The organism is Paraburkholderia sp. BR13439 (genome assembly GCF_040948805.1).
Taxonomy (GTDB): domain Bacteria; phylum Pseudomonadota; class Gammaproteobacteria; order Burkholderiales; family Burkholderiaceae; genus Paraburkholderia; species Paraburkholderia youngii.
Genome location: NZ_JBFPKN010000013.1, coordinates 82486 through 102509 on the forward strand (window position 1 = coordinate 82486; position 20024 = coordinate 102509).

Below are 20024 nucleotides of genomic sequence, written 5' to 3' on the forward strand. Positions count from 1 at the left end.
CCGATACGTTCGACGACCATTATGCGAAAACGCCGCGGGTCGATTATCGAGAGCAATCGTGACACGCGGCGCACACCTGAATCAGTTGAAGTCGCTTTCGAGGAACGGGCCACGCTTGACGGCCTGGTCGAGCGTGACGAGCGTCTCGAGCAGCTCGGCCATGCGATTGAGCGGCACCGCGTTCGGCCCGTCCGACTTCGCCTGCGCCGGATTCGGGTGCGTTTCCATGAACAGGCCCGCGACGCCGACCGCCACCGCGGCGCGCGCGAGCACCGGCACGAATTCGCGCTGGCCGCCCGAGCTCGTGCCCTGACCGCCCGGCAACTGCACCGAGTGCGTCGCGTCGAACACGACCGGCGCGTTGGTCTCGCGCATGATCGCGAGCGAACGCATGTCCGACACGAGGTTGTTATAGCCGAACGACACGCCGCGCTCGCACGCCATGAAGCGGTCTTCCGACAGACCCGCTTCACGCGCGGCGTCGCGCGCCTTGTCGATCACGTTCTTCATGTCGTGCGGCGCGAGAAACTGGCCCTTCTTGATGTTGACCGGCTTGCCCGAGCGTGCGCACGCGTGGATGAAGTCCGTCTGACGGCACAAAAACGCGGGCGTTTGCAGCACGTCGACGACCGACGCCACCTGCTCGATCTCGTGCTCGGCGTGCACGTCGGTCAGCACCGGCAGACCGAGCTGGCGCTTCACTTCCGACAGGATACGCAGACCTTCGTCCATGCCCAGACCGCGGAACGATTTGCCGCTGCTGCGGTTGGCCTTGTCGTACGACGATTTGTAGATGAACGGAATGTTCAGCTTCGCGCAGATTTCCTTCAGGCGGCCGGCCGTGTCGATCGTCATCTGTTCGGATTCGACGACACAGGTACCGGCGATCAGGAAAAACGGCTTGTCGAGCCCGATTTCGAAATCGCCCAGTTTCATGCTTTCTCCTCGACCCTCGACTGCTGATGCGCGAGCGCCGCTTCGACGAACGACTTGAACAGCGGATGACCGTCACGCGGCGTGGACGTGAATTCCGGATGGAACTGCACGCCGACGAACCACGGGTGCATGCTGCGCGGCAGTTCCATCATTTCCGGCAGATCCTCGCTCGGGGTACGGGCGCTAATGATGAGGCCACCCCCTTCGAGCTGGGGCACGAAACGGTTATTCACCTCATAACGGTGACGATGACGCTCGTTCACGTCCGTGCCATAGATCTCTTCGGCGAGCGTGCCGGGTTTGATCGGGCAGCGCTGCGAGCCGAGACGCATCGTGCCGCCGAGGTCCGATTCTTCGGTGCGCTTCTCGACGCGGCCTTCGCGGTCGTACCACTCGGTGATCAGCGCGACCACGCGATTCTTCGTTTCCTGATCGAACTCGGTGCTGTTCGCGTCCTTCAGGCCGACCACGTCACGCGCGAATTCGATCACCGCGAGCTGCATGCCGAGGCAGATGCCGAGATACGGCACCTTCGCTTCGCGCGCGTAGCGGATCGCGGCGATCTTGCCTTCGGTGCCGCGACGGCCGAAGCCGCCCGGCACGAGCACCGCGTCGAGATGCTTGAGACTTTCGACGCCTTGCGTTTCGATCTCTTCGGAGTCGATGTACTCGATGTTCACGCGCGTCGACGTATGCATCGACGCATGACGCAGCGCTTCGATCAGCGACTTGTACGACTCGGTCAGATCGACATACTTGCCGACCATGCCGATCGTCACTTCGTGCTTCGGGTTCTGCAGCTTCTCGACGAGGTCGGACCACATGGAAAGGTCGGCGGCCTTCGGCGTGAGCTTCAACTCCTCGCAGATGATCGCGTCGAGACCCTGGTCGTGCAGCATCTGCGGAATCTTGTAGATGCTGTCTGCGTCCCACACGGAAATGACCGCGTCTTCGGGCACGTTCGAGAACAGCGAGATCTTCGCGCGCTCGTCGTCCGGAATGCGGCGGTCGGCGCGGCACAGCAGCACGTGCGGCGAGATGCCGATTTCGCGCAGCTTCTGCACGCTGTGCTGGGTAGGCTTGGTCTTGAGCTCGCCGGCCGTGGCGACCCAGGGCACCAGCGTCAGGTGCACGAAACACGCGCTGTTGCGGCCGAGGCGCAGGCTCATCTGACGCGCGGCTTCGAGGAACGGCAGCGATTCGATGTCACCCACCGTGCCGCCCACTTCGACGATCGCGACATCCGGCTCGCCGCACGTTGCAGAAGCTGCGCCGCGTTCGACGAATGCCTGGATTTCGTTGGTGATGTGCGGAATGACCTGCACGGTCTTGCCGAGATAATCGCCGCGGCGTTCCTTGCGGATCACCGATTCGTAAATCTGGCCCGTGGTGAAGTTGTTGGCCTTGCGCATCTTCGTGCTGATGAAGCGCTCGTAGTGGCCAAGGTCGAGGTCGGTTTCCGCTCCGTCTTCCGTCACGAACACTTCGCCGTGCTGAAACGGGCTCATCGTGCCGGGGTCGACGTTGATGTAGGGATCGAGCTTGAGGAGGGTGACTTTAAGACCGCGCGATTCGAGGATCGCGGCGAGGGAAGCGGCGGCAATACCCTTGCCGAGGGAAGATACTACGCCGCCGGTGACGAAAACATATTTGGTCATCGCTGGATGCTCGCGGGAAAAACGGATTATACCGTAAAGGATGGTCCCGACCCAGCAAAAAACGACCCGCCCGCCGCGCGCCGATGCCGCCTCGCGTGGTAGCCGGCGCAGCAGTTTGGGGCCCGCTTCGTGCGCGCAGCGCGTCAGGCGGTTCGCTCCAGCTCGCGCAACATGCGTTGCACCGCGCGCGCGGTTTCGATCGGCTTTTCCATCGGATACAGATGGCTGCCCTCGATCCACTCGACGTGCCCGCCGGTCGCGCGCCGCGTCGCGTCGAGACCGACCTGGCGGATTTCCTTCGAGTGCGTGCCGGCGATGAACCCGACCGGCACCGCCGCGCCGCGCGCGAGCCGCGCGCCGAGCGTATGCGGCAAAGTTCGGTAGATCTGGTATTCGGTGCGCCGATCGAACGCGAGCACGCGGGTGCCGTCGGGCGAACTCTGCGGAATGCCGAAGTCGATGTAGTCGGACAGCATGCGCTCGTCCCAGCGCGCGAACGCGGGTTTCGAATGGAAGTGCCGCCAGGCTTCGTCGCGGCTAGCCCATTGCGTGCGGCGCTTGCGCGTCGCGGCGGCCGGCGACAGCCGCTCGTCGAGCCCGGTCCATTGCGACACGCGCAGCATGCTGCTGCGCCAGCCGGCGATCACCGGCGAGTCGAGCATCACGACGCCCCTCACCCACTGCGGCTTTTTCAGCGCCGCCATCAGCGACAGATAACCGCCGAGCGAATGCCCGACGAGCCACACTGACTGCTCGTACTTGCGCGCGATATCGTCGAGCAGTTGGTCGACCAGATGGGGCCAGTCCTGCGTGACCGGAAAGCGCGAATCATGACCGATCCGCTCGATCGAGCGCACCTCGTAGTCGTCGGAGAGTTCGGCGAAGATGGTCCGGTAAGTCGAGGCCGGAAAGCCGTTCGCGTGCGAGAAATGGATGATGTTTTTCAACTGCGGCAATCTCCGTTGTGTTTTTTACGCGCGGGCGGGTTCTTCGTCTGTGCCGCTGCTTATACCGCTGCTTGCGCCCGTTGTCTGCGCCGTTGCGCTCATTGAGCGGCGACGCGCTCAGGGCTCCATCCAGTAGCGGCGCCGCGTGTCGCGATAGCGCTCGAGCGTGAGCGCGGCGCCCTCCTCACCGCGCGCGCCCGGATCGACGTCGACCCTGACGGCGCCATCCCGATCGCTGCGCGCGAGCTCGATATGACGCGCCACATAGCGCGCGAGCACGCCCGCGTTCGGATGATGAAAACGATTCTCGTAGCCTACCTGAAATAATGCGATGGACGGATCGATAGAGTCGAGGAACGGTTCGGTCGACGAGGTCTTGCTGCCATGATGCGGCACTATCAATACTTGCGCGCGTAACATCTCGCGATCGCGTGCGAGCAGCGCGCGTTCGGTCGGCGCTTCGATGTCGGCGGTCAGCAGAGCCGCGAAACGCGGCGCGTTCGCACCGACCAACGCCGCGTGGCCTGCATTGGTGGCGGGCAACGTGCTGACTCTCAACACGCAGCAATGTTCGTTCGCCTTGCCGGTGAGCGCCCCGGCGTCCGGCCACAATACGGCGAACTCGACACCGTCCCACTGCCAGCGCTGCCCCGCCACGCACGGCAGCGTCCGCGTGCCATGCTGCTTCGCCTTCGGCCACAGCGGATTGTCCGGCTTCAGTCCGGCCACCAGCTGACGCACCTCGATCGCGTCGAGTACTGCCGGCGCGCCGCCCGAATGATCCGAATCGTCGTGGCTGATCATCAGCGTATCGAGCATCGTCACACCTTGCGCCTGCAGGAACGGCACCACCACTCGCTCGCCAGCATGCGTCGATTCCGGGCCGGGGCCGGCATCGAACAGCAACGCGTGATGCGCGGTCTGCACGAGCACCGACGTGCCCTGCCCGACATCGAGCGCAGTCAGACGGAACGCGCCCGATGGCTCGGCGAGTGCGCCGTTTGCGCTGGGCATCAGCAGCGGCAGCCACGTCAGCGGCGCCGCCCAGCGCAACGGCCAGCCGCGCGGCGCGAGACACCACAGCACACCGACTGCCGCCGCGGCGAGCGCCCACGCATGCGGCTGCGGCAACCACCACAATGTCCAGCGCGGTCCCGACACCAGCTCCAGGCCGGCCACGAGACCATCGAGCAGCGTGTGCGCGGCGCGCCACGCGAACGCGTCGAGCGGCGCGGGCAATGCGACGCCCGCGAGCACCGCCGGCGTGACGAGCGCGCTCACCCACGGAATCGCGAACGCATTCGCGAGCGGACCGACGAGCGGAATCTGCGCGAACCAGTAGGCGGTCAGCGGCGCAAGCGCGACCGTCACCGCGAACTGCACGTGCGCGGCGCTGCGCAAGCGTTCGGCGAAGGCACGCAGATGCCGGATCAAGTCAGGACGCAGCGCCAGCCACCTACCATGCGCCGCGCCGCCCTCTTCGTCTTCATGCCGAAGGGACGCCTGTGGACCGCGCACGCGCGGCCGCCCCGCCATCGCGAACAGGATCGCGCCGACCGCGCAGAACGACAGCCAGAATCCGGCCGACACGACCGCCCACGGATCGACCAGCAGCACGAGCCCGAGCGCCCACGCGAGCACCGTTGAGCGCGCCAGTTGCCGGCCACCGACGAACGCCAGCGCGACGAGTGCGGTCATCCACAGCGCGCGTTGCGCCGGCACGTTGAAGCCCGCGAGCGCGGCATGCAGCGCGGCGAACAGCGCCCCCGCCGTCACGCCGACGAGCTGCGCGGGCAGGCGCAGCGGCCAGTTGCGGCCGAGCCAGCCCGAGCGTCGCCAGACTGCTGCCGCGAGCCAGCCGGTCAACCCCGCGACCAGGCCGATGTGCAAGCCCGAAATCGCCACCAGATGACTCGTGCCGGTGCCGCGCATCAATTGCCAGTCGGCGGGGCTCACCTGGTCCTGCGCGCCGACCGCGAGTGCGACGACGATGCCGCGATGCGGCGCATCGGCGAGCACCGTGTCGATACGCGCGCGCAATGCGGCGCGCCACCGGTCGACCAGCACGGCGAGCCCGCGCGCGCGACCGGCGAGGCGTCGCGCATGCTCCGGCACGCTCACGTAACCAGTCGCGCGGACGTTGCGCGCGAGCAGACTCGCCTCGGCATCGCGCACGCCAAAATTCGCGTTGCCGTGCGGGCGCTTCAGGCGCACGGTCAGACGCCAGCGCTCGCCCGGTTCGAGCCGCGGCGCCGGGGCGCCGCGCGCGATCCAGGCGAGTTGGATCATGCGCGGGAAGGCAGCCAGCCGCGCATCGTTCGTCTCGACGTCGAACAGGAAGCGCGCGCCTTTGTCATCGCGCGTCGGCAATCCGTTGATAGTGCCGACCACCTCGATATCGCGCCCCTCCCACTCATGCGGCAGACTCACGGCGAGCCGCGTATGAGCGCGCAGAGCCGCATATCCGAAACCGACGCAGATCGCCGCGCACCACACGGCGCCCCAACCGGCGACCCGCCGCATGCGGACATCACGCCATGTGCGGCTAGCGAACTGGTTCGAAAAGCGCCGCTCGTATTCGAGCCGGCACGCCGCACCCACCCTATCGCCACGCAAACCCCACACGGCAACGCAAGCCGCCGTTGAGCCGGCCAGTATCAACGCCCACCATCCGCCCGCACCCGGCAACACCGCCTGCTGCTGCAGCCAGATCACGCCCAACGCAAACCCGCACCAGACTGCCCGCATCCGCCCTCCGCGCCACTGGCGCCGGGCGTCGTCACGCGCCGGCGAGCAGGCAGCAGCGAGCCCGCCGGGCATGGGTGTCGCCCGGCGCGAACCCTTTCGATCAACGGAATCGATTATGCAGAGGAAAGCGCGAGTCGCGGCAGCGCGGCGAGCGCGTTAGCCGTTGTGCCAAGGGCTGCTGCGTCGGAAGTGACACCGCGCAGTTGCGCGAGACTCGCGCCGATCGCCGGAATCTGCTCTGGCGAATTGCGCTGCCTGTACATCCACGACGGCGCGATATCGGGCGCGTCGGTCTCCACGACCAGCGCGTCGAATGGCAGCTGTTCGGCGAGTCGGCGGATCTGCCGCGCGCGCTCGAACGTCAGGTTGCCGCCGAACCCAAGATGCAGGCCCTGATCGATATAAGCCCGAGCCTGCTGGAAACTGCCATTGAACGCGTGCGCGATGCCGCGATGGATCTGATGCCGGCGCAGTCCCGCGATCACCTGATCCTGCGATTTGCGCACGTGGCAGATGACCGGCAGATCGAACTCGCGCGCGAGTTGCAACTGCCCGTTGTAGAAAAATTGCTGGCGCGCATCGTCGAGACCGTCGACGAAAAAGTCGAGCCCAATCTCGCCAATGCCGACGAAGCGCGGATCGTCGAGACTCGCCTCGATCTCCAGGCGCAATAGGTCGAGGTCGGCGTCGACGGCGCCTGGCGTGTACATGGGATGAATGCCGAGCGCGTACGCGCCGCCGTCAACACGGTGCGCGAGCTCGCGCACCGCCGCGAAGTTCTGTCGCCCGATCGCCGGGATCACGATGCGCGACACGCCCGCATCGCGCGCGGACGCCGCGACCGCGTCACGATCGGCGTCGAACTCCGAAGCGTCGAGATGGCAGTGCGTATCGATCCACATGGGTTGTCTCGCTGGCAATGGAACCGAACCGAAGGTGGTCTGGCGGTTGTCGGCGGCGGTCGGTCATCCGCGGACCACCCGCAACGACCGTGCCGGGGTTTTGCTCAACCCGGGCTCAACCCGGGCTCAACCCGGGTTCAGACCGGCACCGGCGGTTCTTCGTGCAGCACGCCGTCGCGCAGCCGCATGATGCGATCGCAGCGCCCCGCCAATTCCGGGTCGTGCGTGACGATCACGAAGCTCGTCTCGAGCGTGCGCGACAGTTCGAGCATCAGGTTGAACACGGTGTCGGCGGTGCCGCCGTCGAGGTTGCCGGTCGGCTCATCGGCGAGCACGCAGGCGGGCTTCGTGACGAGCGCGCGCGCGATCGCGACACGCTGACGCTCGCCGCCCGACAGCTCGCCCGGCCGATGCTTCGCGCGATGCCCCATGCCGACGCGCTCCAGCACCGCCATCGCCTCACGGCGCGCGACTTCGGTCGTCTCGCGACGAATTCGCAGCGGCATCGCGACGTTATCGAGCGCGGAAAACTCCGGCAGCAAATGGTGAAACTGATAAACGAAACCGAGCGCGCGATTGCGCAGGTCGTTGCGCTCGCGCTCCGAGAGCTTCGTGAACGGCTTGCCGAGTACCGACACCTCGCCCGCGCTCGGATCGTCGAGACCGCCGAGCACGTGCAGCAGTGTGCTCTTGCCGGAGCCCGACGCGCCGACGATCGCGAGCTTCTCGCCGCGCCGCACGGCGAGCTCAGCATTGTTGAGCACCTGCACGTTCAGGCCACCCTGCACGAACGATTTGGAAATACCGGTGGCTTCGAGCACGTACGGATACGATGCCGGGTCCTGAGCGTTCATGGATGAATCGGTTGAGGGATGGACGAGGCGGTCATTCATAGCGCAGCGCCTCCGCCGGACGGACCTTCGCGCCGCGCCAGCTCGGATACAGCGTCGCGAGCGCGGACAGCACGAACGCGATGATGCCGATGCGAGCGACGTCGGCCGGAACCAGCTCGGACGGCAGCTCGCTGATGAAGTACACCGACGGCGGCAGGAACTGCACGCCGAGCAGATGCTCGATCATCGGCACCAGCCACGGAATGCTCCACGCGATCAGGCAGCCGAGCGCGACGCCGGTCGCCGTGCCGATGAAGCCGATCGTCACACCCTGCACGACGAAGATCTTCATGATCGAGCCGGGCTGCGCGCCGAGCGTGCGCAGGATCGCGATATCGGCCTGCTTGTTGGTCACCGTCATCACCAGCGACGACACCAGATTGAACGCGGCCACCGCAATGATCAGCGTCAGGATGATGAACATCATGCGCTTCTCGATCTGCACCGCCGAGAACCAGGTCTTGTTCTGCTGGGTCCAGTCGCGAATGTACAGATCGCCCGACAGCGTGCGCGCGAGCTGACGCGCGACTTCCGGCGCGCGCTGCATGTCGGTGAGCCTCAGCCGCACGCCGGTCGGCGCGGGCAGCCGGAACAGCGCCTGTGCGTCCTTGATGTTGATCAGCGCGAGCGTGCTGTCGTATTCGTAGTGGCCCGACTCGAAAATGCCGACCACCGTGAACTGCTTCAGGCGCGGCAGCATGCCGGCCGGCGTGATCGTGCCTTCGGGCGCGACGAGCGTGATCTTGTCGTTCAACTGCACGCCGAGGTTGGCCGCGAGATCGGCGCCGAGCACGATGCCGAAGTCGCCGGGCAGGAGGTCGGTCAGCTTGCCGCCCTTCATTTCCTTGCCGATATCGGACACTTCCGGTTCGAGCGTCGGCTCGATGCCGCGCAACGCGACGCCGCTCACCGCATCCTGGCGCGTGAGCAGCGCCTGGGCCTCGACGTAGGGCGCCGCGCCGATCACCTGCTGGTTCTGCCGCGCTTCCTTCGCGGTCAGCTGCCAGTCGGGCATCGACCCGGTCGGCGAAAAGATCTCGACGTGTGCGAGCACCGACAGCATGCGGTCGCGCACCTCTTTCTGAAAGCCGTTCATCACCGACAGCACCACGATCAGGGCCGCGACGCCAAGCGCGATGCCCGACATCGACACCAGCGCGATGAACGAGATGAAGCCGTTGCCGGTCGTGCGTTTGCCGGCGCGTGTGTAGCGCCAGCCAATCTGCCATTCGTAGGGAAATTTCAAGCGAATCCTTTTGTGCGTTCTTCGACTGTGTGTCGGGAGCGGCGGACAGCGAGCGTGCGCCGAGCGGCCCGAGCGTCGTGATCGTTGGGCTCGGGGCGGCGCGGATCGTTCCTCGCCCGCCCAGCCGCCGTGCGGCTCCGCCGGCGCATGGAGGCGTGGCTGCACGGCGCGCCGCCCCTGCCGCGCCCAGCGATCAAGCGCGAAGTTTGCCACACAATGCCGCCGGCTCGCGCAAAGCTCATGCCTCGGTTCGCGATCGACAAACCGACCGTGCTTCGTCGAAATACTCGCACCGTTTGCCCTACAATGCGCAGCATCATGCCTGCCGACCGCCTCCATCTTCTGCTGCCCTTCGCGCTGCCCGCCGCGGCCGACGCCTCCACAGCGCTTCACGACATCCAGAGCCCCGCCCTCGACAGGCTGATCGCCCGCGCGACGCTGATCGAACGCGTGATCGGCGAAGATTTTCAGCGCACGCTGCCGCACGAGCGCTGGGTCGCGCGACAATTCGGCGCGCTGCCCGATGGCACGGCGGGCGCCTCGGCCGCCGCCGACGAAGCCCCGCTCGCGCCCTACATGCTGCGCGCCGACGGCGGCGAACCCGGCAGCGCGACGTGGGCCTGCGTGCAGCCGGTGCACGTGCACATCGCGCACGACCACCTGGTGCTGATCGATCCCGCGTCGCTCGATCTGTCGGACGACGAAGCGGCCACGCTGCTCGCGCTTGCGCGTCCGCTGATCGAGGAACTCGGCGTTCGCATCGAAGCGCCGAAACCGACCCGCTGGTATCTGTCGAGCGACGCGTTCGGCACGCTCGCGGGCGCGTCGCCGTTGCGCGCGAGCGGCCGCAACATCGAGATCTGGCTGCCCCACGAAGCGCATTCCGGCGAACGCTCGCGCGCATGGATGAAGCTGCAGAACGAAGTGCAGATGGCATGGTTCGAGCATCCGGTCAACGAGGCGCGCGAGGCACGCGGGCTGCCGGCCGTCAACTCGATCTGGTTTTACGCGCAAGGCGCCGCGCGGCCGGTGCGCAGTCCGTTCGCGCAGGTGCTGTCCGACGCCGCCGCGACGCGAGGCCTCGCGCTCAGCGCGGGGATCACGCCAGGCGCGCCGCCGGCGTCGTATCGCGAACTGCCGGCGGCGCTGCGCCGTGCAAGCAACGGCAGCGGCGCGACACTCGTCGAACTCGATCCATTCTCCGCGCCCTACATCGAACAGGACTGGGCGCGCTGGAACCAGGCATTCGCCGCGCTGCAGACCGACTGGTTCGAGCCGGCGCTCGCGGCGCTGCAGGCGGGCGAACTCGCCGAACTCGACCTCACGCTGTGCGGCGACACCGGCTCGGTGACGCTGACCGTCACGCGCGGCGATCTGCGCAAATTCTGGCGGCGGCGCGTGCTGGCCTCGCTTTTCATCGAATGATCCACGGCCCTTCCGCATGACCCGAATCGTTACGCGCCCCTGCTCCCCCGTCGATGCCGAAGTACTGATCCGCTGCGGCATGCATCCGGTGCTCGCGCGCCTGTACGCATCGCGCGGCGTGTGCCTGCCCGAAGAGGTCGAGACCGGCCTCGCGCGGCTCGTGCCGCCCGTCGAACTGAAGGGCTGCGACGCGGCCGCCGCGCTGCTCGCGGACGCGCTCCAGCAACAGCGCCGCATGCTGGTCGTCGCCGACTACGACTGCGACGGCGCGACCGCCTGCGCGGTCGCGGTGCGCGGACTGCGCATGTTCGGCGCGCGCATCGACTATCTGGTGCCGAACCGCATGGAGCACGGCTACGGGCTCACGCCGGACATCGTCGAGCTGGCGGCGCGCGGCGCTACGGGCAAGCCCGATCTGCTGATCACCGTCGACAACGGCATCGCGAGCGTCGACGGCGTCGCCGCCGCCAACGCGCTCGGCATCGACGTGCTCGTCACCGACCACCACCTGCCCGGCGACGAACTGCCCGCCGCGCGCGCGATCGTCAATCCGAACCAGCCGGGCTGCACGTTCCCGAGCAAGTGTCTGGCCGGCGTCGGCGTGATGTTCTACGTGCTGCTCGCGCTGCGCGCCGAACTGCGCTGCCGCGGCGCGTTCGGCGATGCGCTGCCCGAACCGCGCCTCGACGGCCTGCTCGATCTGGTCGCGCTCGGCACCGTCGCCGATGTCGTCAAGCTCGACGGCAACAACCGCGTGCTGGTCGCGCAAGGTCTGCAGCGCATCCGCAAGGGTCGCATGCAGCCGGGCATCGCCGCCCTCTTTCGCGCCGCCGCGCGAGATGCGCGCAACGCGTCCGGCTTCGACCTCGGCTTCGCGCTGGGACCGCGCCTGAACGCGGCGGGACGGCTGTCGGACATGTCGCTCGGCATCGAATGCCTGACCACCGACGACGTCGGCCGCGCGTGGGAGCTCGCGCAGCAGCTCGACTCGATGAACCGCGAGCGCCGCGAAATCGAGGCCGGCATGCAGCAGCAGGCACTGGACGACCTGTCGACGGTCGATCCCGACGGCGCGACCACGATCACGCTGTTCAATCCGGGCTGGCATCAAGGCGTGATCGGCATCGTCGCCGGACGGCTGAAGGAGAAATTCCACCGCCCGTCGTTCACGTTCGCACCCGCCGACGATACCGGCGTGCTCGTCAAGGGCTCGGGCCGCTCGATCGCGGGCTTCCATCTGCGCGACGCGCTCGATCTGATCTCGAAGCGCGAACCGGACCTGATCGTCAAATTCGGCGGCCACGCGATGGCCGCGGGCCTGACGATCGCCGCCGCGAACGTGCCGCGCTTCACGGCCGCCTTCGAGGCGGTCGGCCGCGAATGGCTGTCCGCGGAGGCGCTCGCGCGCACCGTCGAAACCGACGGCGAGCTGGAAGACGCGTACTTCACGCCGCAATTCGTCGAGATGCTCGATGCGGCCGTATGGGGCCAGGGCTTTCCGGCGCCGGTGTTCTCGGGCGAATTCGAGGTCGCGTCGCAGGCGCTCGTGAAGGACAAGCACCTGAAGCTGCAACTGTTGCGCGGCCGCCAGCGCTTCAACGCGATCTGGTTCAATCACACCGATACGCTGCCCGCGCGCACCACCGTCGCCTACCGGCTCGCGAGCGACACATGGAACGGCGTGTCGCGCGTGCAATTGATCGTCGAGCACGCGGCGAGCTGAAATCTTCCGCAAAATCAAGTGCGAACACGCGCCGGATCGCCCGCGGGACTCCGGCGCGGCGTGCCGATCGGCTATAATTTCTCCTTTTTACGAAGCTATAAAAGATCGACATGGAAGCGGAACGTCTCAACGCGATCGAAGCCTCTCTGGCCGACCTGCGCAAGCGCGCGGACGACCTACGGGGGTATCTTTGACTACGACGACAAAGCACTGCGTCTAATCGAAGTCAACCGGGAACTCGAAGACCCGGACGTCTGGAACGATGCGAAGCACGCCCAGGCACTCGGTAAGGAAAAGAAGCTGCTCGACGACACGGTCGGCAAACTCACGTCGATCACCAACGACGTGAACGACGCGCAAGACCTGTTCGACATGGCGCGCGAAGAAGCCGACGACGAAACGTTGCTCGCCTGCGAAGCCGATGCCCAGGCCATCGAGGCGCGCGTCGCCGACATGGAATTCCGCCGGATGTTCGCGAACCCGGCCGACCCCAACAACGCCTTTCTCGACATCCAGGCCGGCGCCGGCGGCACCGAAGCGTGCGACTGGGCGTCGATGCTGCTGCGCCAATATCTGCGCTACTGCGAGCGCAAGGGCTTCAAGACCGAAGTGCTCGAGCAGACCGAAGGCGACGTCGCCGGCATCAAGAACGCGACGATCAAGATCGAAGGTGAATACGCGTACGGCTTCCTGCGTACCGAAACCGGCGTGCACCGCCTCGTTCGCAAGTCGCCGTTCGATTCATCGGGCGGCCGTCACACGTCGTTCTCGTCGGTGTTCGTGTACCCGGAAATCGACGACTCGATCGAAGTCGAGATCAACCCGGCCGATCTGCGCATCGACACGTACCGTGCTTCCGGCGCAGGCGGTCAGCACATCAACAAGACCGACTCTGCGGTGCGTATCACGCACATGCCGTCGGGCATCGTCGTGCAGTGCCAGAACGACCGCTCGCAGCACCGCAACCGCGCCGAAGCAATGGCGATGCTGAAATCGCGCCTGTACGAAGCGGAAATCCGCAAGCGTCAGGCCGAGCAGGACAAGCTCGAAGCCGGCAAGACCGATGTGGGTTGGGGCCATCAGATCCGCTCGTACGTGCTCGACAACAGCCGCATCAAGGATCTGCGCACCAACGTCGAAATCAGCAACACGAAGAGCGTGCTCGACGGCGATCTCGATCCGTTCATCAGCGCGAGCCTGAAACAGGGCGTCTAAGCGCGCACGGCGCGGCCACGTTCAGCGATCGGTGCCGCGCCTTCTTCGTTGCTGCTTTTGCGTTGCTTCTAGCTGTTTCTTTGCCGTTTTTTCAGTACCGCCTGAGGTTTCTACACTGACTGGCTTCCCGCTTTGCGGCGCACGCCGCGGCGGGCCACCGAATACCAAATCATCATGACTGAACCGACCCAGCCGAATGCGGCCCAGCGGAATGCCGCCCAGCCGAATGCCGCCCAGCCGACTGTCGTGCCCGAAGTGGACGACAACAAGATCATCGCCGAGCGCCGCGAAAAGCTGCGCGAGCTGCGTGAGCAAGGCGTCGCCTATCCGAACGATTTCCGTCCCACGCACCACGCCGAAGATCTGCAGTCGCAGTACGAGCACGCCGACAAGGAAGCGCTCGAAGCGAATCCGCTCGAAGTCGCGATCGCCGGCCGCATGATGCTCAAACGCGTGATGGGCAAGGCGAGCTTCGCGACCGTGCGCGATGGCTCGGGTCAGATCCAGTTCTTCATCACGCCGGCCGACGTCGGCCAGGAAACCTACGACGCGTTCAAGAAGTGGGACATGGGCGACATCGTCGCCGCGCGCGGCATACTGTTCCGCACCAACAAGGGCGAGCTGTCGGTGCGCTGCACGGAGCTGCGTCTGCTGTCGAAGTCGCTGCGTCCGCTGCCGGACAAGTTCCACGGTCTCGCCGACCAGGAAATGAAGTACCGCCAGCGCTATGTCGACCTGATCGTCACGCCGGAGACGCGCCGCACGTTCGTCGCGCGCACGAAGGCGATTTCGTCGATCCGCAAGTACATGGCCGATGCGAACTTCATGGAAGTCGAAACGCCGATGCTGCACCCGATTCCGGGCGGCGCGGCGGCCAAGCCGTTCTCGACGCACCACAACGCGCTCGACATGCAGATGTTCCTGCGCATCGCGCCGGAGCTGTATCTGAAGCGTCTGGTGGTGGGCGGCTTCGAGCGTGTGTTCGAAATCAATCGTAACTTCCGCAACGAGGGCGTGTCCGTGCGCCACAACCCGGAATTCACGATGATCGAGTTCTACGCGGCCTACACCGACTACAAGTGGCTGATGGACTTCACCGAGCAGCTGATCCGCCAGGCCGCGATCGATGCGCTCGGCACGGCCACCATCACCTATCAGGGCCGCGAGCTCGATCTGTCGAGGCCGTTCCATCGCCTCACGATCACGCAGGCGATCCAGAAATACGCGCCGCAATACACGAACGAACAGCTCGGCGACAGCACGTTCCTGCGCGCCGAACTGAAGAAGTTCGGTGTCGATGCGTCGCAGCCGCAGTTCCTGAACGCGGGCATCGGCTCGCTGCAGCTGGCGCTGTTCGAAGAGACCGCCGAGTCGCAACTGTGGGAGCCGACCTACATCATCGACTACCCGATCGAGGTGTCGCCGCTCGCGCGTGCGTCGGACAAGGTGGAAGGCATCACCGAGCGCTTCGAGCTGTTCATCACCGGCCGCGAAATCGCCAACGGCTTCTCCGAGCTGAACGATCCGGAAGATCAGGCCGCGCGGTTCAAGAAACAGGTCGATCAGAAGGACGCCGGCGACGAGGAAGCGATGTTCTACGACGCGGACTACATCCGCGCGCTCGAATACGGCATGCCGCCGGCGGGCGGCTGCGGTATCGGCATCGACCGCCTGGTGATGTTGCTGACCGATAGCCCGAGCATCCGCGACGTGATTCTGTTCCCGCATCTGCGTCGCGAAGATTGAGCGACGCTAAGCGCGAGTAGTCGTTGCGCTTCGCGTGCAATGTGATGGTTTTGAAGAGCGCCCGGTCGATGCCGGGCGTTTTTTATACGCGTTTTCGCTTGGCGGGACCGGTTTCTGCGAGCAGTCGTTTTGTAACCGGCGGTAAAAGCCGCGCCAGTGCGCGCAAATCGCCGTGGTCGCAACAGTCTTGAAAGCTTGCTGACACAAGGCGCGCCGCGCAGAGGCCACCAGCCCACGCCCGAGGCCGCCTTCGAGCCGGTTACAAATGGAAACGCTGCCGGGATCGAATTGCCCGACACTCAGTCTCATAGGCAGTCGGCTCTGTCAGAAGCGGAGGCCCCACATGGACACCCCTACTCATCAACCCACGCAGCCACGTCGTCTTCATCCGTTGATCGCGGTCGCCGCCGGCGCGGTGCTCGTTGCAAGTCTCGTCGCTACCGCCGCGATCACCGGCGTGTTCCCGAAGGCGTCGGGCAACGGCGCACAGAACGATCAGACACAGGCCGCGCAGGTCAGCACGCAAGTGCCGGGCGTCGTCGATTCGGCCGCACCGGTCAATCCATCCGCGCAACAGCAGCAGGTTCAGGCCCAGCAAGCTGCGCAGCCCGCCCCAGCCCCGGCCCCGGCGCAGCAACAGCAATACGCGCAGCAGCAACAGGCGCCGGCCGCACCTGAGGCGCAGTACGCGCAACAACCCGGGCCGCAAGCAGCGCCCCAGTACGCGCAGCAGCCGGCGCCACAAGCCGCTCATTGCTCGACTTGCGGCACGGTCGTCGCGATCTCTGCAGTTCGGCATGAAGGACATGGCACCGGTATTGGCGCGGTCGGCGGCGCGGTGGCCGGTGGCGTCGTCGGCAACCAGTTCGGGGCCGGCGGCGGGCGTACCGCGATGACGCTGCTCGGCGCGCTCGGCGGCGGGCTCGCCGGCAACTCGGTCGAAAAACATCTGCGCAGCACGACGTCGTATTCGGTGCGCGTGCACATGGAAGACGGCAAGACGCGCTACTTCACCTATCACGAGGCGCCGCCGTTCCACGACGGCGAGCGGGTGCGCGTGCAGAACGGCGGTCTCGTCGCCGACTGACATCGGCCGCGTCACTCACGCGCTCCACTCTCGTCGACGCAGCCATGAAAAAAGGCGATTCCATCGGAATCGCCTTTTCTTTGCAGGTTCGATGAATCAGTTCGAACGCGCGTTCAATAATCCGCGTCTTCGATCCACGCCGCCTGAATCGCTTCGAGGATCTTTTCGCTGGAGCGGTTCGGATCGTCGTCGAAGCCTTCGAGCTCCATCACCCAGCGATGCAGATCGGTGAAACGCACCTGCTGCGGATCGACATCCTGATGCTTGTCGGTCAGAGCCATCGCGATTTCTTGCGTATCGGTCCACTTCATGGCGGCGCCCTCCTGTTAGTGGTTTTCCTTCGCGTGATTGATCGAGTAACGCGGAATTTCGACGACCAGATCCTGCTCGTCCGGCATGATCGCCTGGCACGACAGGCGCGAAGCCGGTTCGAGCCCCCATGCCTTGTCCAACAGATCGTCCTCGTCTTCCTCGGACGGCGTCAAGGCGGCGAAACCCTCACGCACGATCACGTGACAGGTCGTGCATGCACACGACTTCTCGCACGCATGCTCGATTTCGATACCGTTATCGAGCAGGTTGTCGCAGATGCTCTTGCCGGGAACGGCGTCGATCAGCGCGCCTTCCGGGCACAGTTCGACGTGAGGCAGCACAACGATTTGAGGCATACAGTTTCCGTTTGGGTCTGAGGCACAGCGGCTGCCAGCAATGCCGCGTGCAGGCTCCGTACCATTTTACTGGCGCCGCGCGGACTTTTTAAGTCCAGCCGGCGCGCTCCGGTGATTCGTGCGACGTTCGCGGTTCGTTCGCCCGTTCAGATCTCGTCGAGCTTGCGGCCCGACAGCGCGCGGCGAATCCCCTTGTTCATGCGGCGCGCGGCAAATTCGTCGGTGCCTTCGGCGAGCGCCTTCGTCGCGGCTTCGATCGCGCCGACGTCCTCGCCGGGCGCGACCTTGCGCAGCGCGGCGAGGAGCGTGTTGAGTTCGGCGCGTTCACTGTCGTCGAGCAGCTCGGCGTCGGCGGCGAGCGCCGCGTCGGTCGCTTCGACGAGACGCTGCGCTTCGACCTGCGCCTCGCGCAGAGCGCGCGCCCGCATATCGATTTCAGCGGTCGAAAAGCTGTCTTCGAGCATGCGCGCGATGTCGTCGTCGGCGAGGCCATACGAAGGCTTCACGACGACCGACGCCTCCACGCCCGACGCGAGCTCGCGCGCGAACACGGACAGCAGGCCGTCGGCGTCGACCTGATAGGTCACGCGAATGCGCGCGGCGCCCGCGGCCATCGGCGGAATGCCGCGCAGCTCGAAGCGCGCGAGCGAACGGCAATCGCTGACGAGCTCGCGCTCGCCCTGGACGACGTGAATCGCCATCGCGGTCTGACCGTCCTTGAAGGTCGTGAAATCCTGCGCGCGCGCGACTGGAATCGTCGAGTTGCGCGGAATGATCTTCTCGGTGAGACCACCCATCGTCTCGACGCCGAGTGACAGCGGAATCACGTCGAGCAGCAGCCACTCGTCGCCTTCCCCGCCGCGGTTGCCGGCCAGCAGATCGGCCTGGATGGCCGCGCCGAGCGCGACGACCTGGTCCGGATCGAGATTGACGAGCGGCGCCTGGCCGAAGAACGCCTCGACCGCGCGGCGGATCACCGGCATGCGCGTCGCGCCGCCAACCAGCACGACACCCTTGATCTCCTTCGTGGTGACCTTCGCGTCGCGCAGCGCCTTCTTCGTCGGACCCAGCGTGCGTTGCACCAGCTCGGCCGTGATGGTCTCGAAAGTGGCTTCGTCGATCGTCAGATCGAGCGCGGTGCCGTTGGAAAGCGCGAGCTTGAGATCAGCCTGCGGCGCGCTCGACAACGCCTCCTTGGCCTCGCGCACGCTATCGAGCAGCAGGCGCACGTCGTGCGGCGCGAGCGTCTGCGGCGCGATGCCGGCCTGTTCGAGCACATGGCGGTACAGCGCATGGTCGAAGTCATCGCCGCCGAGCGCGGAATCGCCGCCCGCCGCCAGCACTTCGAACACGCCCTTGGTGAGCTTAAGAATGGACAAGTCGAAGGTGCCGCCGCCGAGGTCGTAGACCGCGTACAGACCTTCGGCGCCGTTGTCGAGACCGTAGGCGATCGCGGCCGCGGTCGGTTCGTTCAGCAGACGCAGCACGTTCAGCCCCGCGAGGCGAGCGGCGTCTTTCGTCGCCTGGCGCTGCGCTTCGTCGAAGTATGCGGGCACCGTGATCACCGCGCCGACCAGTTCGTCGCCGAGCGTGTCTTCGGCGCGCTGGCGCAGCGTCGCGAGAATTTCAGCCGATACTTCCACCGGGCTCTTCACGCCGTCCACAGTACGGATCTGCACCATGCCGGGTGCGTCGATGAAGTCGTACGGCGCGTTTTCGGCGCCCTCCACCTCGGCCTTGCCGCGGCCCATGAAGCGCTTGACCGACACGATCGTGTTGCGCGGGTCGCTGGCGGCCTCGGCCTTCGCCCGGCGGCCGATGCGACGGCCGCCCTGTTCCAGGTAGCGCACCACCGAGGGCAGCAGCACGTGCCCGTCTTCGTCGGGCAGCACATCGGGCAGGCCGCTGCGCACGGCGGCGACGAGGGAGTTGGTGGTACCGAGATCGATACCCACCGCCAGACGCCGCTGGTGAGGCGCCGGCGCCATGCCGGGTTCGGAGATTTGCAGTAAGGCCATCTGGATCTTCTCGGGGACGTTGTGCCCCGTCCTGAATGTTCGCGTTGCTGGGGGTGATGCCACGGCTCGCGGCCGCTCTGGTTTTTGTTTGTCGCTTGCTACATCGCTGCCTGCCGGTGCTGCTTCGGCGTGTTGCTGCTTGCCGGCGCCGCGCTTTTTGCGCGCGCCGCACGAAACCGGGCTAGCCTTCGAGCCGCTCGATCTGCGCGTCGATTTCCGACGCGACGCGTTCGATGAACATCATCTGCCGCACCGCCTCGGCCGCCGCCTGATTCGCACCGCTATCGAGCGATGCGCCGAGCTTGTCGAAGCGCTGACGTTCCTCGTCGCGCAACTCGATGAGCAGCGCGTCGAGCGCGTCGACGTTCTTCGCCGCGGCCGCGTCCTCGATGTTCTCGCGCCACTCCATCTGCTGCATCAGGAACGCGGGCTCCATCGCCGTGTTGTTCTCCGCGCCGACGTTGATGCCGCGCAGCGACAGCAGATAGGTCGCGCGCTTGAGCGGATCGCGCAGCGTCTGATACGCCTCGTTCGCGCGCGTCGCCCATTGCATCGCGATACGCTTTTGCGCATCGCCGGCCGCCGCGAAGCGGTCCGGATGCACTTGCGCCTGCACGGTGCGGTACGCGTGATCGAGCGTGCTCGCGTCGAGCGCGAATTGCGCCGGCAGACCAAACAGATCGAAGTGGCTGTCGTTCAGCGATGCCATCGGATGAAAGTCCGTTGATGAAAACCTGGTGTGGAAACGTTGGGCCGTGTCAGGCGTGAGCGCTTCACGCGCGCACGGATCAAACTAAAAAGGCGGCCCGCGC

General features: G+C 66.1%; 16 protein-coding genes. 5 read left to right on the forward strand and 11 right to left on the reverse strand.

What is annotated here, in order from left to right; all coding sequences use genetic code 11:
* Window positions 1–81 precede the first annotated feature (81 nt).
* From kdsA to AB3X96_RS24550, 7 genes are all read right to left on the reverse strand, one after another.
* Window positions 82–936: a 3-deoxy-8-phosphooctulonate synthase gene (gene kdsA / locus AB3X96_RS24520; RefSeq protein ID WP_368591762.1), complete on the reverse strand. Its 855-nt coding sequence runs from the start codon at window positions 934–936 to the stop codon at window positions 82–84.
* Entirely contained in the window at window positions 933–2594 is a 1662-nt protein-coding gene (locus AB3X96_RS24525; RefSeq protein WP_176108205.1) for a CTP synthase, read from the reverse strand. Before AB3X96_RS24525 ends, kdsA begins: the two co-directional genes overlap by 4 nt.
* Before the next feature lie 143 nt (window positions 2595–2737).
* On the reverse strand, window positions 2738–3541 hold the full coding sequence (locus AB3X96_RS24530) for an alpha/beta fold hydrolase (RefSeq protein WP_368591763.1): 804 nt from the start codon (window positions 3539–3541) through the stop codon (window positions 2738–2740).
* A gap of 117 nt (window positions 3542–3658) precedes the next feature.
* Window positions 3659–6289 (reverse strand): DNA internalization-related competence protein ComEC/Rec2, encoded by a 2631-nt coding sequence (locus AB3X96_RS24535; RefSeq protein ID WP_368591764.1) that lies wholly within the window; start codon window positions 6287–6289, stop codon window positions 3659–3661.
* 113 nt (window positions 6290–6402) lie between these two features.
* On the reverse strand, window positions 6403–7191 hold the full coding sequence (locus AB3X96_RS24540; protein WP_176108202.1) for a TatD family hydrolase: 789 nt from the start codon (window positions 7189–7191) through the stop codon (window positions 6403–6405).
* Between the two features lie 137 nt (window positions 7192–7328).
* A complete protein-coding gene (lolD, locus tag AB3X96_RS24545) occupies window positions 7329–8084 on the reverse strand; it encodes a lipoprotein-releasing ABC transporter ATP-binding protein LolD (protein ID WP_368591765.1) in 756 nt (251 codons plus the stop codon).
* Window positions 8077–9330: a lipoprotein-releasing ABC transporter permease subunit gene (locus AB3X96_RS24550; protein ID WP_368586049.1), complete on the reverse strand. Its 1254-nt coding sequence runs from the start codon at window positions 9328–9330 to the stop codon at window positions 8077–8079. The genes lolD and AB3X96_RS24550 overlap by 8 nt, the downstream gene beginning before the upstream one ends.
* A 306-nt stretch (window positions 9331–9636) precedes the next feature.
* On the opposite strand from AB3X96_RS24550, the gene AB3X96_RS24555 reads away from it, so the two are divergent.
* The 5 genes from AB3X96_RS24555 (at window position 9637) to AB3X96_RS24575 (ending at window position 16526) form a co-directional block, all read left to right on the forward strand.
* Window positions 9637–10755: a regulator gene (locus tag AB3X96_RS24555; RefSeq protein WP_368591766.1), complete on the forward strand. Its 1119-nt coding sequence runs from the start codon at window positions 9637–9639 to the stop codon at window positions 10753–10755.
* A gap of 16 nt (window positions 10756–10771) precedes the next feature.
* Complete coding sequence (gene recJ / locus AB3X96_RS24560) at window positions 10772–12478, forward strand: single-stranded-DNA-specific exonuclease RecJ (RefSeq protein ID WP_368591767.1); 1707 nt, start codon at window positions 10772–10774, stop codon at window positions 12476–12478.
* 110 nt (window positions 12479–12588) lie between these two features.
* A protein-coding gene (gene prfB / locus AB3X96_RS24565; RefSeq protein ID WP_013089810.1) for a peptide chain release factor 2 occupies window positions 12589–13693 on the forward strand; the annotation gives its coding sequence in 2 pieces (ribosomal slippage) (window positions 12589–12669 and window positions 12671–13693; 1104 coding nt in all).
* A gap of 174 nt (window positions 13694–13867) precedes the next feature.
* On the forward strand, window positions 13868–15439 hold the full coding sequence (lysS, locus tag AB3X96_RS24570) for a lysine--tRNA ligase (protein ID WP_368591768.1): 1572 nt from the start codon (window positions 13868–13870) through the stop codon (window positions 15437–15439).
* A 343-nt stretch (window positions 15440–15782) separates the two neighbouring features.
* Window positions 15783–16526: a glycine zipper 2TM domain-containing protein gene (locus tag AB3X96_RS24575; protein WP_368591769.1), complete on the forward strand. Its 744-nt coding sequence runs from the start codon at window positions 15783–15785 to the stop codon at window positions 16524–16526.
* Between the two features lie 113 nt (window positions 16527–16639).
* Here AB3X96_RS24575 and iscX read toward each other — a convergent pair whose 3' ends face one another.
* From iscX to hscB, 4 genes are all read right to left on the reverse strand, one after another.
* A complete protein-coding gene (iscX, locus tag AB3X96_RS24580) occupies window positions 16640–16837 on the reverse strand; it encodes a Fe-S cluster assembly protein IscX (RefSeq protein ID WP_008922031.1) in 198 nt (65 codons plus the stop codon).
* A gap of 15 nt (window positions 16838–16852) precedes the next feature.
* Window positions 16853–17194 carry an ISC system 2Fe-2S type ferredoxin gene (fdx, locus tag AB3X96_RS24585; protein ID WP_176108196.1) on the reverse strand — a complete coding sequence of 114 codons (342 nt, stop codon included), beginning with the start codon at window positions 17192–17194 and terminating at the stop codon, window positions 16853–16855.
* 146 nt (window positions 17195–17340) lie between these two features.
* Window positions 17341–19212: a Fe-S protein assembly chaperone HscA gene (gene hscA, locus AB3X96_RS24590; RefSeq protein WP_368591770.1), complete on the reverse strand. Its 1872-nt coding sequence runs from the start codon at window positions 19210–19212 to the stop codon at window positions 17341–17343.
* A 181-nt stretch (window positions 19213–19393) separates the two neighbouring features.
* Window positions 19394–19921 carry a Fe-S protein assembly co-chaperone HscB gene (hscB, locus tag AB3X96_RS24595; RefSeq protein ID WP_176108194.1) on the reverse strand — a complete coding sequence of 176 codons (528 nt, stop codon included), beginning with the start codon at window positions 19919–19921 and terminating at the stop codon, window positions 19394–19396.
* Window positions 19922–20024: the final 103 nt, after the last annotated feature.

Excerpts from the sequence above, each read along its gene's own strand:
- kdsA (WP_368591762.1), bottom strand. The coding sequence starts at position 936 with ATGAAACTGGGCGATTTCGAAATCGGGCTCGACAAGCCGTTTTTCCTG.
- AB3X96_RS24525 (WP_176108205.1), bottom strand. The coding sequence starts at position 2,594 with ATGACCAAATATGTTTTCGTCACCGGCGGCGTAGTATCTTCCCTCGGC.
- AB3X96_RS24535 (WP_368591764.1), bottom strand. The coding sequence starts at position 6,289 with ATGCGGGCAGTCTGGTGCGGGTTTGCGTTGGGCGTGATCTGGCTGCAG.
- AB3X96_RS24540 (WP_176108202.1), bottom strand. The coding sequence starts at position 7,191 with ATGTGGATCGATACGCACTGCCATCTCGACGCTTCGGAGTTCGACGCC.
- lolD (WP_368591765.1), bottom strand. The coding sequence starts at position 8,084 with ATGAATGACCGCCTCGTCCATCCCTCAACCGATTCATCCATGAACGCT.
- AB3X96_RS24555 (WP_368591766.1), top strand. The coding sequence starts at position 9,637 with ATGCGCAGCATCATGCCTGCCGACCGCCTCCATCTTCTGCTGCCCTTC.
- recJ (WP_368591767.1), top strand. The coding sequence starts at position 10,772 with ATGACCCGAATCGTTACGCGCCCCTGCTCCCCCGTCGATGCCGAAGTA.
- lysS (WP_368591768.1), top strand. The coding sequence starts at position 13,868 with ATGACTGAACCGACCCAGCCGAATGCGGCCCAGCGGAATGCCGCCCAG.
- AB3X96_RS24575 (WP_368591769.1), top strand. The coding sequence starts at position 15,783 with ATGGACACCCCTACTCATCAACCCACGCAGCCACGTCGTCTTCATCCG.
- iscX (WP_008922031.1), bottom strand. The coding sequence starts at position 16,837 with ATGAAGTGGACCGATACGCAAGAAATCGCGATGGCTCTGACCGACAAG.
- fdx (WP_176108196.1), bottom strand. The coding sequence starts at position 17,194 with ATGCCTCAAATCGTTGTGCTGCCTCACGTCGAACTGTGCCCGGAAGGC.
- hscA (WP_368591770.1), bottom strand. The coding sequence starts at position 19,212 with ATGGCCTTACTGCAAATCTCCGAACCCGGCATGGCGCCGGCGCCTCAC.
- hscB (WP_176108194.1), bottom strand. The coding sequence starts at position 19,921 with ATGGCATCGCTGAACGACAGCCACTTCGATCTGTTTGGTCTGCCGGCG.